Source organism: Streptomyces narbonensis (assembly GCF_014649015.1).
GTDB lineage: Bacteria > Actinomycetota > Actinomycetes > Streptomycetales > Streptomycetaceae > Streptomyces > Streptomyces narbonensis.
The window spans coordinates 98410-114112 of sequence record NZ_BMSF01000008.1 but is presented as its reverse complement, the minus strand read 5'-3'; the positions used below and the strand labels follow the sequence as shown (position 1 = coordinate 114112).

Annotated in this window: 12 protein-coding genes; 8 read left to right on the top strand and 4 right to left on the bottom strand. The window is 67.1% G+C overall.

All coding sequences use genetic code 11. From position 1 onward, the window contains the following. Window positions 1-267: 267 nt before the first annotated feature. The gene (locus IE124_RS17030; protein ID WP_229832540.1) at window positions 268-3138 is read right to left on the bottom strand and encodes an HsdM family class I SAM-dependent methyltransferase; all 2871 of its coding nucleotides are present in this window, start codon (window positions 3136-3138) and stop codon (window positions 268-270) included. A 520-nt stretch (window positions 3139-3658) separates the two neighbouring features. On the opposite strand from IE124_RS17030, the gene IE124_RS17025 reads away from it, so the two are divergent. After that, complete coding sequence (locus IE124_RS17025; protein WP_189508624.1) at window positions 3659-4501, top strand: PE-PGRS family protein; 843 nt, start codon at window positions 3659-3661, stop codon at window positions 4499-4501. Here IE124_RS17025 and IE124_RS17020 read toward each other — a convergent pair. The 3 genes from IE124_RS17020 to IE124_RS17010 form a co-directional block, all read right to left on the bottom strand. Further along, complete coding sequence (locus tag IE124_RS17020) at window positions 4431-6122, bottom strand: PE-PGRS family protein (RefSeq protein ID WP_189508623.1); 1692 nt, start codon at window positions 6120-6122, stop codon at window positions 4431-4433. The genes IE124_RS17025 and IE124_RS17020 overlap by 71 nt on opposite strands. Before the next feature lie 152 nt (window positions 6123-6274). After that, window positions 6275-6988, bottom strand: coding sequence for a creatininase family protein (locus tag IE124_RS17015; RefSeq protein ID WP_189508622.1), 714 nt, complete (start codon window positions 6986-6988; stop codon window positions 6275-6277). A 17-nt stretch (window positions 6989-7005) separates the two neighbouring features. Continuing rightward, window positions 7006-8208 (bottom strand): helix-turn-helix domain-containing protein, encoded by a 1203-nt coding sequence (locus IE124_RS17010; protein ID WP_381861237.1) that lies wholly within the window; start codon window positions 8206-8208, stop codon window positions 7006-7008. A gap of 208 nt (window positions 8209-8416) precedes the next feature. Here IE124_RS17010 and IE124_RS17005 point away from each other — a divergent pair, with 208 nt between their 5' ends. Genes IE124_RS17005 through IE124_RS16975 form a run of 7 tightly spaced genes read left to right on the top strand, consistent with a single transcriptional unit; the run spans window position 8417 to window position 15578 of the window. Continuing rightward, on the top strand, window positions 8417-9310 hold the full coding sequence (locus tag IE124_RS17005; RefSeq protein ID WP_189508620.1) for a phosphotransferase family protein: 894 nt from the start codon (window positions 8417-8419) through the stop codon (window positions 9308-9310). Window positions 9311-9360: 50 nt separating this feature from the next. After that, window positions 9361-10611, top strand: a complete 1251-nt coding sequence (locus tag IE124_RS17000) for a methionine adenosyltransferase (protein ID WP_189508619.1) — start codon at window positions 9361-9363, stop codon at window positions 10609-10611. After that, the gene (locus IE124_RS16995) at window positions 10611-11537 is read left to right on the top strand and encodes a phosphotransferase (protein ID WP_189508618.1); all 927 of its coding nucleotides are present in this window, start codon (window positions 10611-10613) and stop codon (window positions 11535-11537) included. Before IE124_RS17000 ends, IE124_RS16995 begins: the two co-directional genes overlap by 1 nt. Continuing rightward, the gene (locus tag IE124_RS16990; protein ID WP_189508617.1) at window positions 11534-12250 is read left to right on the top strand and encodes a histidine phosphatase family protein; all 717 of its coding nucleotides are present in this window, start codon (window positions 11534-11536) and stop codon (window positions 12248-12250) included. The genes IE124_RS16995 and IE124_RS16990 overlap by 4 nt, the downstream gene beginning before the upstream one ends. Then, on the top strand, window positions 12243-13535 hold the full coding sequence (serS, locus tag IE124_RS16985; protein WP_189508616.1) for a serine--tRNA ligase: 1293 nt from the start codon (window positions 12243-12245) through the stop codon (window positions 13533-13535). The genes IE124_RS16990 and serS overlap by 8 nt, the downstream gene beginning before the upstream one ends. Before the next feature lies 1 nt (window position 13536). Next, window positions 13537-14559, top strand: coding sequence for a glycosyltransferase (locus IE124_RS16980; RefSeq protein WP_189508615.1), 1023 nt, complete (start codon window positions 13537-13539; stop codon window positions 14557-14559). Next, a complete protein-coding gene (locus IE124_RS16975; protein WP_189508614.1) occupies window positions 14553-15578 on the top strand; it encodes a hypothetical protein in 1026 nt (341 codons plus the stop codon). The genes IE124_RS16980 and IE124_RS16975 overlap by 7 nt, the downstream gene beginning before the upstream one ends. Window positions 15579-15703: the final 125 nt, after the last annotated feature.

The following is a 15703-nucleotide window of genomic DNA, read 5'->3' as shown; positions in this document are numbered from 1 at the left end:
AGATTCGAACTCGTGAGGGGTTGCCCCCAACACGCTTTCCAAATGTTCGTACGGGGGTCCGGCAGGGGCCGTAGGTGTCCTGACCTGCTGCGGAGCTTGTGCATCGCCTCCGTTCGGACGGCCCCGGACGGAGGCGAACGCAACCAGAACTGCAACCAGGACTCCGACGGTTCAGGCGTCGGTGAAGGACGCCGAGACGGCTGGAACAGTGCCGACGCCTGAGGCGGAGGACCGGTCAGCCAGAACGCCGGCTCTCGTGGGGTGCTGTCATGCCAGGCGGACGCCCTTGCTCCAGATGCCCGTCTCCTGCAGCTTGGACCGGATCTGGTCCAGCCGCTTGACGACGGCGGCGATCTGGCGCTGGCGCTCGATGTCTGGCTTCCCCTCGGCGTCTACGGGCACCTCGATCGTCAGCTGGGCGACGCGCTTCGTGTAGAGCTTCGCCTCGTAGAGATAGCCCCCCTGTGCGATCGTCTGAGCCAAGGCGACCGCCAGGTAGCCGAGGTCGATGTCATGCTCGGGGAGTTCTGCCGCTTCGTCGTCTCGATCTTCAGGCTCTGCCGCTTCGCCGTCTCGGTCCTGAGGATCAGTGCCTTCAGCATCCGGCGTCGTGGGCTCTTGTTGTGCCCCGTCACCCAGCTCAAGCTGCCCGTCGTCTTCGCCGAGCTCCAGCTGCCCGTCCTCGGCCGGCCTCGGCCACGGCTGGACGATGACAACGTCATCCGTCATCACGCAGTTAGCCTCACGGTAGAAGACCATGCCGACGGCCGAGGCTCCCGTGGCCATCACGGTGACCGATGGGTACGGCTCCGGTTCTACCCCCCGCTCGGCCAGCCAATCGCGGTCAATCATGCCCTTTACGGTTTCGGGTCGGGTGAACACCGAATAGACGGGCACGTCGCCCGGATTATCTCGAAGGTCGACGTTCCTGACTCTGATTCCCGACCTGACCTGGAATCGAGAGGAATCCGACAGGGCAAATTTTGCGGTCGCCCCGCTCTGAAGGAGGGCCAGCTCCGACTTGGCCTGACCGAGATCGTCGATCAGCTCCTGCAGGGTCTCGGTCGCGAGGTCGATAAACTCGGCGCGCTCGATCGTGTCCGAGCGCTCGCCCAGTTCGACGTGCTCCGCATCGGTCCAGTGGCGGATAACGTCCCAGCGCTCGTCGGGATCGAACGCGCTGGCAGGAATGATTTTTGCGAATGAGCAGTTCTCGTAGCGGGTGGGCCGAGAAACGCTCTCACTCGACCCGTTATTGCTGTAGTGGACGAACAGGTCAGCCAGTACGGCGAGATCGTTTTCCTTGGGAGTGGGAACTCGCTCGTAGTCGAGCGTTTCGCCGATGCTGCGAGCGATGCCACAGAAAACAGGAGGGCGAGACTGGGCCTTAACCTTGCGCCGCTCAAGTACGAGAATGTACGTCGGTTGCGCGGTATTGAAGAAGGCGTTTCGCGGTAGCTGGATGCTGGCCAGAATGTTGCATTCGCTCAGCAGGGCCTTCTTCATCCTCTGTGCCGTGCGGTTGAGCAAGCCCAGGGGGACGATTACGAAAGCACGACCCCCGGGCTTGAGTGCTCCGGAAATGTACCGAAGGAAGAGAGCCTCGACGCCGAGACCGCCAGTGTCGTAGTACTCCTCCAGGAATACGCCGTTCTTCTTGCCATCCACATGCTCGATCTCCTTTCGGTAGATCGATGACCCCTGTGTCACGTAGGGAGGGTTCGTCAGGATGACATCCACGGAGTTCCGCGGGGGATAGAGCAATCCCCCCAGGGTCTCGTTGTCATTCATCAGGAGGAACGTGTTTACCAGCGCCTGGTTCAGGGCCTCTGGCGTCGTCTGCGGATCGCGCACCGATTCGGCAAGATGCAGCAACATATTGGCCTTGGCCAGTATGTTCGTGGAGGCGTCCACGTCCACCCCGATGAGCTTGACCCTCTGACGAGGCTGGCCGTCAGAGAACGTGACATTCCCTGGAAGCGCGTCAGGGAAGAGCAGCGGCTCGAGTAGGAAGCCACCTACGCCGGCTGCAGGGTCCAGCACGATCGAATCATCGGGCAGAGTATTGAGCATTGCCATTTTGACCATCGGCTTGACGATGTTCCGCGGCGTGAAGAACTGCCCCAAACGCTGCTGGCGCGCCGAGCGCTTCAAGAAGGTCTCGTACAAGCGCAGCTTGAATTCCGGATCGATGTTCGTTAGTGCGCCAAATCCCTGAAACTCGTCCAGGATCTCGCAGAAGGTTCTGTTGTAGGACGAGATAGTGGTGGTTACCGATGAGCGGAGGAAGGCGAAGCCATTGATGATCGACGTGTACGACGTGATCGTGGCCAGACCGAATACGTTGCGAACCTTTTCGTCATCCACTACCAGGCGCTCGGCGAAGATTTGCTTGATCCGCGGCCGGATGCTATTTACGTAATACTCGATTTGGGTGCATCCCTTGTTGCGAGCAAACTCGTCAGGGGCGGCCAGTAGGACGTCAAACCGGTAGTCTGCCGGGAGTACCGAGAGTGGAAGATTGTCGGAAAGGAACTTCAGCATGAAGATCTCGACGAACGTCAGGAGGCAGTCTTTCGGCTCCGCCTTCGTCGCCTGCCAAATGATCTGCCATACCTTTTCGGAAAGAGGCCGGGGATCGCGCTCCACATCCGATTCTCCTCGATAGAGGTCGGAGAGGACAGATGGAGTGAAGTCCCGGACTTCTGGGATCTCCACGATTTTACCTGCTGTGGCAGAAGCAGCCGCGTCGATATACCGGAACCGTTCGCCATCCGTTGTAAGAGCCAGTCGCACGCCCATGGCGAGGGCGCCCACAATTGCCTGCTCGGCTGCTGCGATTTCATCGCCAGCCTTACGCAGGCGTGACTTGTCCTTCCATTCCGCCACCGCGATCGGAACAAGCCTGCCAGCAACTCGATGGACGTACACATTATCCGGCTTGCACAGGCTGACGCGCTTGGGAGCCTTGTATCGCTCGCAGGGAAAAGACACGCTGCTGGCCGGTGTGAATTCCAAGCCGGCCTTGGCCAGCCTGGCGACCGTCGTGGCCCCCAGTTCCAGGACCTCGAAGTCACCGAACCGCTTGCCTCGAACCCCCTCCGGGGTCAGGTACCCCTTTTGGGCAAGCTCTTCCATGCTCACGGCAACCACCATTCCGCCACGCCAGCCCCCGTGCGTCGTCCTGGTGCGGGGGCAATGAACCCGAACCGGCCAAACTCTACTCACTAGCCGCCTGGCCGATGCCCGGGAATGGGCAGTCCAGCGGTTCCCAGCCAATACCGGTCATCGGACGCGAGGCTCGGCGCGATGCACATGGTGCAGGCCCCCCTGAGGGGGACCGGCCGTGAAGCTACAGCTCGCGTAGGCACGTCGGGACTCGCCCGACGAGCATCGGAGCGACTTGCCGACCGCCGAAGCCTGACTCACCCAGGGCGCTGTTGGGACGTGTGGGAACGTCTGCCCGACCCGAAGGTGTCGTGTCTCTGTCGGTGCTCTACCGGCATCCACCAGTAAGGCTGCCGAGTGTTCGCCAGGAAGACTCAACGTGATGGGCTGGTCAGCGTCCCTGAAAGAACCTCCGGGAACGCTCAGTTCCATCTGCTGGTTTTGGGAATCGCCAGGCGGCGGGATCAACAGACCTGGCTCAATAGGACGCATGGAGATGGGTGAGCACTGGGCCTACCGAGCGAGGCCGAAGGAGCTGGGCGGCGCGGTTCGCCGGGTCGAGGTCGTACGGGTGGGCGGGCGCGGCAGGGCCGGTTGGCTCCACGTGCGGATCCTCGACGGTGACGACGCCGGACTGCAGGAGTGGGTCGAGGCGGCTTCCCTCGTGGCGCGCTGGGAGGACGTCGAGGCGTTCCGTGCGGACGACGCGAGCGAGTTCGCGTTGGCCGAGGCGTCGCGGCACGTGCGGGGGAGCGCTGACTTCGAGGCGGCGCGGCTGATCCTCGGGTTCGTCCGTCCGAAGAGCAAGCTGCGTCTGCGACGCAGTGTCGCGGACGCCGGGATCCTGGAGATGGGCCGTCTCGACGACAGCGCCCCTCTTGCCGGGATGGATCCCGCGGACCTGCGAGGCGACCCGATGGTCCACGAGAACCGCGATGGCCTGTGTCTGGTCGGGTGGCCGGGCACGGAGCGCATCGCGCGCCACGTGGCTGGCCGCCTCGCCGACGACATCCTGCCGGAGGTGGACCGCAAGCAGCAGGCCATCGACGAGGAGCGCACCCGCGCCTCCTGGTACTCCTACAGCCGTCGTGACGACCGCAAGCTGGACGCGGAAGCCGCTGCCCTGCGGACCGTCCGAGCCTGGTGCGGGCAGGACAAGGCCGAGCGCTACGACGAGCTGGTCGCACTGCGCGCCGAGGTCATCCGGCTCGGGCAACTGACGGAGCGGGCGGTGAAGGCTCTACGCGACCGCGGGCACGGCGTCATCGCCTCCACCATTGAGCGCGACCTTGGCGTCCATATCTCCAGCCTTGATCCAGACGTTCGTCGGTGAAGCCGCGCCACCGCTCCGGCTCCGGCGTGGGCGGCTCGGCTTCCGCCTTGGGTTCTTCCTTCTTCTGAGGCTTCTCTTTCTTCGGCCGGTGCGGGTGCCAGCCGTCCAGGAACGGCCGTAGCTGGTCACCTGTCGGCTTCGCATGGAAGCTGTAGGCGGCCAGGCCCCTGCCGGCCACGGTCGGGTCGAGCCGGTCGGCCTCCGTCTTCCCCCACGCCGACCACTCGCGCAGCCTCTCGGCGTCGAGCGGGTCGTCCGATGCGGAGGCGGCCTCGTCCAGCGCGGCGCAGAAGAACCGCATCTCCCCTGCGGCCCGCCACTGCTCCAAGGCTGTGCCGAACCGCTCAGCCCGCATGGCGTCCACCGCCTTGATCGACGCGACGCTGACAGCCGCCTCCCACTCCTGCCGCCTGCGCTCCTTCTCCTCCGCTTCCAGCCGGCAGCGCTCTTCTTCCTCTCGCTCTCGTTCCTCTCGGAGCCGCCGCTGCTCCGCCTCTTGCTCCTGCTGCAGCCGTTGCTGTTCAGCCTCGCGCTCCAGCCGAGCCCGCTCCTGATCTTCCGCGCGTGTCTTCAGCGCCTGGAGGACCGAACCGATCTGGTCCTCCAGGGGCTTCTTGGCGGTGTCGCCCCAGTCTTTCTTCCAACCGTGGGCGTAGTTGTAGGCCGCGTACTGGCTGACATGCAGTTCCAGCTCACCGGACGGTTCGGACCGGTGGGCTGGGGTGACCCTCTGCCAGTCGTACGTGCGCCGGCCCGGCTGCTTGGGCACGTACCGGACCTGCCTCTGTCGCTCCCGGAAGCTGATCTCGTACGTCCTGCCGTGGACGGTGAGCAGTGGCCTCGGCTGCCTGCGTTTCTTGGACACCGTGATCTCGCCGTGCCGCGCGAGGGCCTGCTCGGAGAGGGCCCGGAGGAGGGAGAGGACCCGTGGAAGTACCTCCTCAGAGATCTCGAAGGCGCTGTGGTCCGCGGTGACCGCCGTGATCACGTCCTCGACATCGGTGATCACACGGCTGCGGGCCAGGCGGATCCGGTTCCACTCGGTGTCGTCCTCGCCCGTCACACGGAGCAGCCCGAGGAAGAAGTCCCCCTTCGCCCGCCCGCTGTACTTCATGTGGTAGCCCTCCGGAGCACACTGCCGCGCGGCGTCGAACGCTCGGCGGTAGCGGGCCCGCTTCTCATCGTTCGGGTCCGGGATCCGAAGGAACCGACCGGCCTTCTGTACCTCCGCGATCAAGGACGCGCCCACTTCCGCCGGTGACTGCCGTGACGGCTTTACAGGGCGCGGCGGCGCCGGCTCCTTCTCCTCTGGCGGCGCGGCCTGCTGGCGCCGAGGCGGGGCTGTCTCTGTCTCCGGCTTGCCGTTTGCCGACCCCTTCTTCCGAGGCGCCCGCTCGGGCAGGTCCGGGTGATGACCGTGTTCCAGGTAGAAGCGCCCGTCGTCAGTGATCTCCGCCTGCCACCTCCCACCATGCTTGGGCATGGCGATGAGGCCCCGGCCTTTGAGGGCGCGAGCGGTCGCGGCGAGTTCTGGGCTTGCGGAGGTGACTGGTTCCGTTCCCTGCCCGATGCGGGTGAGCAAGGTCAGCTGGCGAGCGTTGAGCGGCGACCATCGGTACATGGTGACCGTCGTACCGGTCCCGCCGTGCGCCTACAACCAGAATGGTGATGTTCGCGCATTCTGCTGCCCGAGTGTCTTCGCGATCGGACTGGCCAGCCCCCGGTCTCCGTGCTCGCGGCCCACATTGCAAGGCGTGCTTCGGGCCGCCCGGGTCAGCTCAGTCGGCAGAGCACCTCGAAGTGTGCCGAGAAACTCGATCGCAGACTTTCCAGGATGGCCTTCCCCTTCTCGGCGGTGGCGAGCGAAGGAAACCCGATCACCCCCGAATCGGTGTACGCGGCCATGCCCTGGACCAGGAGGAAGGGCCGCTGACTGCTGTCGTGGTCAGCTTCGTCGTATCCGTCGCGGACGAGTTCGGGAGCGGCGTGGAGCAGGATCGACGTCTCGATCTCGCCGGCGTGCATGTCCGCGTGCCTGTCGGACTCGAGTCCGCCGTATTCGCGGGCACGGTCCCAGTCGGGGCCGAGGGGGAAGAGGGAGACCGCCGGGCCGTCGACGTTGGCTTCCTGGACCACGTTCGACAGGACGTAGTTTCCGCCGTGGCCGTTGACGATCACCAGCTTGTGGATGCCCGAGCGGGCGAGTGAGGCGCGGATGTCGTCGATCACGGCGTAGAGAGTCCGGGCGCTGATGCTGACGGTGCCGGGGAAGGCCGCGTGCTCGTGGCTGCACGAGACGGTGATGGGCGGGATGAGGTGGACGGGGTAGGCGGTGGCGATCTCCTGGGCGATGACGCATGCGATCGCCGTGTCGGTGATCAATGGGAGGTACTTGCCATGCTGCTCGAAGGAGCCGACTGGGAGCACGGCGACGCGGGGCTGCAGCTCCTGGACATCGGTGCTCGTGGCGGTCGGCAGCAAGTTCACGGCTCTCCCTCGGTCGACTAGGGGGTGACCTGCTTGGTCAGGTCTAACTCCCTGTTGAGTTCCGAAACTTCCACCAGTTTGCGCCAGCGCGCAAGACGCGGTTGAAGCTGGTACAACTCGCCGAGGATCCGTGTGGAGCCCGTCCGGTGGGCGATGCCGAGGGCTTGTTCTGCGGCCCGGTGTGCGCCTTCCACGTCCTCCAGGATCGCGTTGGCCGTGGCGAGCCGGGCGAGACACAGCCCTCGGTCCCGCTCCTGCACGGCAGGCCAGTGCCGGAGGCTCTTCTCGTACGTCACGACGGCTTGCTCGGGGCGCTCCAGGCGTACCTGGCAGTTGGCTGCTTCCATCTCGATGTACGAGACCGTGCAGTAGAAGGCCAGATCGTCATCGTCGCCTCTGTCCGCCGCCACGAGAGCCTGTTCGATGGCCCGCTCGGACTCGGTGGCCTCTCCGAGGCTCGCCTTGCTGTTCGCGAGCTGGCGGAGAACGACGGCGTGGACGCGAGGCGACAGCTCGGAGGCGTACCGGAGGGCAGCGAGAGCGAGGCCGGCGCCGTGGCCAGCGTGGCCTGCCTCCGTGGCAATGTTGCTGCGTCGCTGGAGCATGTACGCGATCACCATCGGATCGCCCAGCTCTTGGGCGTACTCCATCGCCAGCCTGGTCCAGCGCATGGCCTCGTCGGTGCGGCCGGTGTCCTGGTGGAGCCAGCCGAGGAACTCCGCGTATCGCGCCCCCACGCGCAGGACCTCCTGGCGCAGCGGACCGTACGCCTCGCGACACATCTGCTCGATGAGGGGCATCTGGCTGCCCACCGGGGCCAGGAGGAACTGCGGGCCGACGAAGGGTTCGGCCTGTGCGTGCTGTTGGAGTACTGAGGTGAGGTAGCCCAGCATCTCCGGGTTCACCGGCATCGGGGTCCGGCCCATTGCCGCCGTCGGTGTCGACAGAAGCGTGCTCCCTTGGGGCGCGGCGCCCCTGGTGGCTGGTCCGAAGCCGAGCTCTTCGTCCGTTGCCTCGTACACCTCCCGGAAGATCGGTCGGTGGTCCGGGCTCACGGGGCGCCGGCCGTTCTCGTACATCGAGATAAGCGTTTTCCAGCTCGTCGACGCCGGTGACTGCGCCCCCAGACGCTGGGCCGCCGCCATCAACGCGTCGATCAGCTCGCCCTGCGTCCAGCCCCTGTCCAGCCTGGCCTGCTGGAGTCTGCTCTTCGCCCCCATCGTTCCCCCGATGTCCGTCGCAGTGCCCCGCTCAATGATGGGCCAAGAGCCCGGCTCACGTGGGGAGTTAACAGTTAACGGGGCAATCCGTTAACCCTGTCCACTGACCAACGGCCGCGTCTCCGGCTTACTTGCCTCAGCGCCGCGGTGGTGGGCCGCCTCCTCCGGCAGCGCTTCCCCTGCGGAATCGACGGCTGGAGGTGACGAGGTGCTGAGCTCCCCTGTAGTACTGCGAGCAATCGAGTCTCGACACGGTCCCTTCCGCCGGACTTCGGTCAAGCCGTACTCCCGGGTTTTCCAGGCACTGGACGGCCGGTCACTGCTCAAGGTCTACGTCGGTATCGACCCGGCTGGGCGGCGCCGTCGCGAGGTGGAAGCGATCCGGGGTGTTGGTCGCCAGGGGCTGTCAGCGCCGACGGTCCTGGGCACAGGCGCCGAGGGTGATTCCGCCTGGACCGTGTTCCAGATGCTGCCCGGACGTCCATGCACGATCGAGACCCTCCCGGCAGTCCGGGAGTACCTCGATCGGATCTTGACCCTGTCCGGCCAGCTGCACCGGCCGGCTCCCGGTCTCGCTCCCGGTTCGGGTTGGGTGCCTCACCACAGGGATCCGTTCACGCACCGAGGGTTCCTGCTCCGACAGCTGTCTGCCCGATGCCGGCTGCTGCCGTGGTGGGCGGATCTGGCGGAGCTCCTCGCTCCGATCGACGCCCACCCTGTCGTCCGCCTGCACGGGGACCTCAAACCAGAGCACCTCCTGGTCGACGGAGACCAGCTCCACGTCGTCGACTGGGAGGCAAGCGGGCGCGGCCCTGCTGTCGCCGATCACGCCGATATCGCGTTCCACCTGGCCCGCGACCTGATCTACGGGGATCTGCCTTACCGGCGGCTGCCGGAAGACGTCATTCGCCGACTCGTTCTGAGCGGTTCGGTCCTGGCGTGGCGCCTTCTCCTCTGGCTCGACCGGCGCCGTCTGGAGGACATCACGCTGGTCCGTCCTGGCCTCATCCGTCAGCTCGCGGCGCCGAACCGTCCCATCGCCACCTGGGCGCTTCTCGCCCAGACCATCTCGTCTCTCCGCGCCCGAGGCGTGCCTCGCTGACACGCCTTCGCAGTGCTCCGTCATCTTCCGACCCGAAACGAGGGATCCTGATGTCCCGAACGAGCACGATCCTCGGCAACACCCACCTCGTGGTCGACATCGGAGTGGCCCACCCGCCGGCCACGACCATCGTCGAGCGCAAGGGCCTCGGCCACCCCGACACCCTCGCCGACCACCTCGCCGAGCGGCTGTCCCGCGCGTACAGCCGCTACACCGTCGAGCGCTTCGGCGCGGTGCTGCACCACAACTTCGACAAGCTCGCCCTCCTCGGCGGCGCGAGCGAGGTCCGCTACGGCGCAGGCCGGATGACCGACCCGGTCAGGGTTCTCGTCAACGGGCGTGCCGCGCCCATGTGCGGCGGCGAGCGGATCCCCGTGGAGGAGATCGTGGAGGCCGAGGTGCGGGCGTTCTTCGCCCGCCGGCTTCCCGAGGTCTCGGACCACCTGGACATCACCTTCAACATCACCAGCAACTCCAGCCCCGGTGCCGTCCTCACGGGCGACGAGGTGCCCGACCGGACGCGGTGGTTCAACCCGCGGTCGATCGAGGACCTGCGGGAGCGGCGGGTGCGACTGTCCAACGACACGTCGTTGGGAACGGGCTGGGCGCCGGAGAACGTCTTCGAGTCGTTCGTGCGCGAGCTGGTCGACCACTTCTCCGGGGAGAGTGACTTCACCCTCTCGCACGCGTGGTGCGGATCGGACGTGAAGCTCATGGGCTACTGGGACGGCGAGCAGGCGGACGTCGTCCTCTGCGTCCCCCAGAAGTCGCGGCTCGTCGCCAGCCGCGCGGAGTACGTGCGGAACACCGAGAGCGTCCTTGCCGAGTGCCACCGGCTGGCCGGCCTCCGGCTGCCCGGCGCCGAGACGCGGTTCCGGCTCAACGCTCGTGACGTGCCGGAAAAGGACGAGCTGTACCTCACCTACACCGGCAGCTCGATCGAGTCGGGCGACGAGGGCGTCGTCGGGCGCGGCAACCGCGTGAACGGCCTCATCACGCCCCTGCGGCCGATGAATCTGGAGGGCGCCAACGGCAAGAACCCCGTCTACCACGTCGGCAAGCTCTACAACATCGCCGCCCGCCGGCTCGCCCAGCGGCTTCACGAGGCGACGGACGGCCACGCCGAGGTTCACCTGGTGAGCACGACCGGGCAGCGTCTCGACCAGCCGTGGCGCGTCCTCGTCCGTCTGTCCTCCCCGGACGCCGAGGTGGACAAGGTGCAGGCACTGGTGGCGGAGGCCATGGCCGAGTTCCCGGCGCTGACCGACGAGCTGGTCTCTAACGGGATCGTGCTGAGCTGATGGAGGAGCGGACGCTCGGCGAGGTCTCCGAGGAATGCCGACGGCGCCTGGTCACGCACTACGGCCCGGGAGTCTCCGGCTGGCTCGACGCCGTGCCCACGCTGATGGAGCGCGCGGCGGAGCGCTGGAAGCTCACGCTCGGGGCGTACCACGACGCCGGACATGCCTCGGTGGTCGTCACGGCCGGAACCTTCGACGGGCGTCCGCTGCTTCTCAAGGCGTGGGCCGACCCAACCCGTTTCCGCAACGAGGTCACCGCCTTACGCCTGTGGGCGGGTGGGCCGACGGCGGGCGTCGTCGAGGCGGCGGATGACCTGGCCGTGGCGGCCCTGGAGATGGTCGGAGGCCGGCCCGGTGGTGGTGAGCGACCGCCTCGCGAGCTTCCTACCGTGGCCGCCGCCCTCCAGGGCCTCCACACCTTCGGCCGCCGTCGGCGCCGGCTGCGTGAGCTTCCTTCCCTGACCGCGTACCTCCACCAGGAGGTACGCCCCCGGGTGCGGCGCCGACTGGAATCGGTCGACGTCGGCCCGTGGCAGGGGCATGTGGACGCGGCCCTCCCGTCCCTCGTGGCCCTGGAGGAGGACTCCGCTCGGTCCACCGTCCTGCACGCGGATCTCTACCGCGAGAACGTGCTCTTCGACTGGCTGGGCCACCCCCGCCTTATCGATCCCCTCCCGATGGTGGGCGACGCGGCCTTCGACTGGGCTTTCTGGACCGTGTACTACGACCTCGGACACGGCACAGACGCTCGCTTGGCCGCAGCGGCCCGGGTCTCCCGTATCCCCGTGCCCGTCCTGGCGCCATGGTGCAGGGCCCTGGCCCTGGACGGCCTGCTCTTCTACCTCGACACCGGTGATCCGCGCGCGCCGAGGATGGCCGACGTCCTCGCATGGCTGTCGGCGCCGACCCCAAGGAGCCGCTCATGACGACGTACGTCCTCCGCCACGGACAGACGAACTACAGCCGGCGCTATCTCGTCAACGGCGATCCGACCAAGCCCATCCGCCTGAGCGATGAAGGCCGCCGGTCGCTGAACAAGGGATGGAGCAGCGTGCCCCTCCACAGCGTGAAAACGTGGCTGGCCAGCGAATTCCTCCGCGCCCAGCAGACTGCCAACCTGCTGATGGGTGTCCCCGGGCCGGAACTGATCATCGATCCTCGGCTGAACGAACTCGACTACGGGGAATTCGAGGGAAAACCATTCCTGGAGTACGCCGTCTGGCTCGACGGACACGGCACCCACGAGCGCCCGCCCGGCGGGAGCGAGTCGCAGCGTGAGGGCATCCGCAGGATGCTCACCGGGGTGCTCGCGGCCCTGGAGCATCCCGGTCCACGCGTCCTGGTGGCCCACGGGCTGCTGGTCTCGGTGCTCCTGTGGCACCGAGACCGGGATCCCGGCGAGGCCATGCCCCTGTTCTTTCCGGAGGCGCCGTACGTCGAGCCCTTCACGATCCCGGACATGGAGCTGCCGGAATTCATCGCAACCCTGATGAACGATCTTGAAACTGGCGTTCAGGACCGCACCGGCGGCATCGGTGACTGGGGGATATTCCGGAACGGGGACGGCTCGGCGGTTGCTACCGTCGATTCCGTATCCCCATCCCACTCGCAGGATCAGAAGGATCTTCCTCATGCATGATGCCCGCGCCCTGATCGACATGGGTGCCGACGCGGTTCGTCGGCTCGCTCGTCGCGGTTACTCCCTGGACCTGTCCGAGCTGGAGTCCCTCCAGTCTCGCCGGAACCAGAACATCCGCTCGGCCGACGAGCTGCGGGCAGAGTCCAAGCGAGTGGCGAGCGAGGTCCAGCAGACGGCCAAGCAGGGCGGCGACATCAGCAAGCTCAAGGAGCGCGCCCGCGAGCTGAAGGACCAGATCCGCGAGATCGAGGCCGGCCAGGAAGGGATCGAGAGCCAGCTGCGCGACCTGCTCCTGAGCATCCCGAACCTGCCGGACGACTCGGCCCCCGACGGCGACTCCGAGGAGTTCGCTGTCGAGATCCGGCGCGTCGGCACTCCTCCCGCCTTCGCGTTCGAGCCGAAGGACCATGTCGATCTTGGCGAGGCCACCGGCCTCCTCGACTTCGGCAGGGCGACCAAGCTGTCCGGGCCGCGCTTCGCGGTCTCGCGCGGCGCCGGCGCCGCCCTGGAGCGGGCGCTGGCCACGCTCTTCCTCGACATCCACACCCGCCGCCACGGATACACCGAGTACGCGGTCCCCTACCTGGTCACCCGCAAGACCATGACCGGTACCGGTCAGCTGCCGAAGTTCGAGGAGGATCTGTTCAAGACCGGCGTCGCCGACCGTGAGCTCTTCCTCATCCCGACGGCCGAGGTCCCGCTGACCAACCTCTACGCCGACGAGATCATCCCGCCGGCCGAGCTGCCGCTGGCCATGACCGCCCACACCCCGTGCTTCCGCTCCGAGGCCGGCTCGTACGGCCGGGACACCCGCGGTCTGATCCGCCAGCACCAGTTCGCCAAGGTCGAGATGGTCAAGATCGTCGACCCGGAGACGGCGGACGCCGAGCTGGAGACGATGGTCGGCCACGCCGAGGCGTGCCTCAAGGAGCTCGGCCTCGCCTACCGGGTCATCAAGCTGCCCGCCGGCGACACGGGCTTCTCCGCCCAGCTCACGTACGACATCGAGGTCTGGATCCCGAGCCAGAACACGTACCGGGAGATCTCCTCGGTCTCCAACTTCGGCACCTTCCAGGCCCGCCGGGCGAACATCCGGACCCGAGGTGAGGACGGCAAGCCCAAGCTCGTCGCCACCCTCAACGGCTCCGGCCTGCCTGTCGGCCGCACGCTGGCCGCGCTCCTCGAACAGTGCCAGCAGGAGGACGGCTCGCTCGTCCTGCCCGAATCCCTTTTTCCGTACCTCGGCTTCCGCCGGATCAAGGCGGACGGAACACCGGAGGCATAACGTGCTCGTCGGCGTCTGCGATTTCCCTGGTAGCTACGCCTTTCCGCCCGCCGGCTACGGCGGGATCGAACGATGGCTGTGGGCGGTCGCCGTAGGCGCCCGGGCCGCAGGCGCCGACGTACACCTCCTCGGGCCGGGCTGGCTCGCGGACCTGGAGAACGACTGGGTCCGCAAGCCGGTCCGCCTGGAGGACATCACCCCCGGATCGCTCGTCGAGCGCGACGTCCGCGACACCAAGTACGACCTCCTGGTCGTCGGGCACGAGTACCCCTCGCTGCCCGCCTGGACCCGCACCTGGGACGCGCTGGACTGCGACGTCGCCACGTTCCAGCACTCGCCGGTCTTCCAGCACACCGCCACCGCCTTCGACGGCAGGCGCTCCCGGCTGTACTGCTACTCGCCCGAGATGATCGAGCGGTACGCGGATCACCGGCCGATCCCCGAGCTGGCCGTACACCTCGGGCTTAACGAAGAGGAACCGCCGGCGACCGCCGGACGCGATCTCGTCTGGCTCGGCCGCGTCGACGCCGAGAAGGCTCCTCACCTGGCTGTCCGCGCCGCCCAGATCCTCGGCCGCCGCATCCGTATTGTCGGCCCGGTCTTCGACCACGACTACGTCCAGAGCCACGCCCGCCTCTTCACCGCGGACCACGTCGAGTGGGTCGGTGAACTCGGAGGGCCGGCCAAGACGGCCGCCGTCCGCGACGCCGCCGTATTCGTCTACACCTACGCCCGCACGTACGTGGAAGCCGGCGCCGCCGTCTTCGGCGAGTCCCTCCGCGCCGGCACCCCCATGGCCGCGCTTACCTGGCGCACGGGTACCTGCGCCGAGGCGGCCCTCTGCGACCAGACGGGCGCCGTCACCGTCGTCGACCCGGACGAGGACGACGAGACCGCGGCCCAGCGACTCGCCCTCGCTATCGAGCAGGCGGAGACCCTCGACCACCGGCAGGTTCAGGAGATCGGCCAGCACCGCTTCGACCCCGCCCGGCACTTCCTGGCGATGGCGTCCCGGTCGTGCTGACCCGCGCGACCGGCTCCGTCGGAGACGACCTGGCCCAGCGGATACCTGACGTACTGCGCGCCGCGTTAGGCCCTCACTGGGAGTTCACCGTCGACGGCCCTCACATCGAGATCGCTCACCCACATCGCGGAACTCCCTACCGACCGCCCCGCAGGCCGCCCACGTGGCGGGAGCTGCTCGACTCCCTGGAGCTCGGCTTCGCGCGGGACGGCGCCCCTCGCGACGTCTGCCTCCCTCTGCGTTGGGGGCGCGAGACCGAGCTGACTATCTCCGCCGTCCAGGCGCTCGACCCGCTCCTCAAAGACGGCCAACTCGGAACTTACCGGAGCGGATTCATCCCCCAGCCGGTCGTCCGCTTCACGGGCCACCGGGACGCCGCAGGTCAGTTGAAGGACGGCTTTCTCACGTCCTTCGTCAACATCTCCCGGGTCCAGCCCATACAGAGCATGGACGAGTACGGCGCCATCCTCGACGGCTGGCTCACCGTCCTCTCCCAGCTTGGCTTCCACGCACGGCACCTGAGCATCTACGGCACGCTCACCCCATGGCGCCGACGGCAGGTCGAAGGCATCACACTGCGATTCCGGCACCTCGACCTCACGCTTGGCGACATAGTCCTGCTGTGGAACACCGCCCACCCCCACCGTCTGGCCGTCGACCTCGGCACCGGACTGGAGCGCCTTGCTTGGGCTCGCACTCGGGAGAGCTGGCCCTCCCTGATTTACGGCCGCTACGCGCGTATCGCGCCGCTACCTACGCTGGACGCCATCCGTACCGCCACGCTCCTTCTCGGCTCGGGAATTCCGCCCGCAGCTCGGGGCGCCGGTGGAATCACGAGGCGCGTCATCGGCGCCATCGATCCAGACGTTGCCCGCCTGGGCGTCAGCGCCATGGTCCGCGCCGTCTACAACTACTGGTCTCTCTTCGGCATGTTGCTCGCTCCATGGCCGGAGATCTCCCGCGTCATTGAGGAAGAGGGGGGCGATGCCGGGCCCGGTCCTGGCGGCATCGCGGATTGATCGACGGGACCGTTTCACCCCAGGCTGCGAAACGGCCGAAGACCTTCGGTCGAGCGGTGAATTGCGCAGGTCGCCGGATGCGCCGGTGCGCGACGGGCAGGTGCTACTGACCAAAACCAGTCACC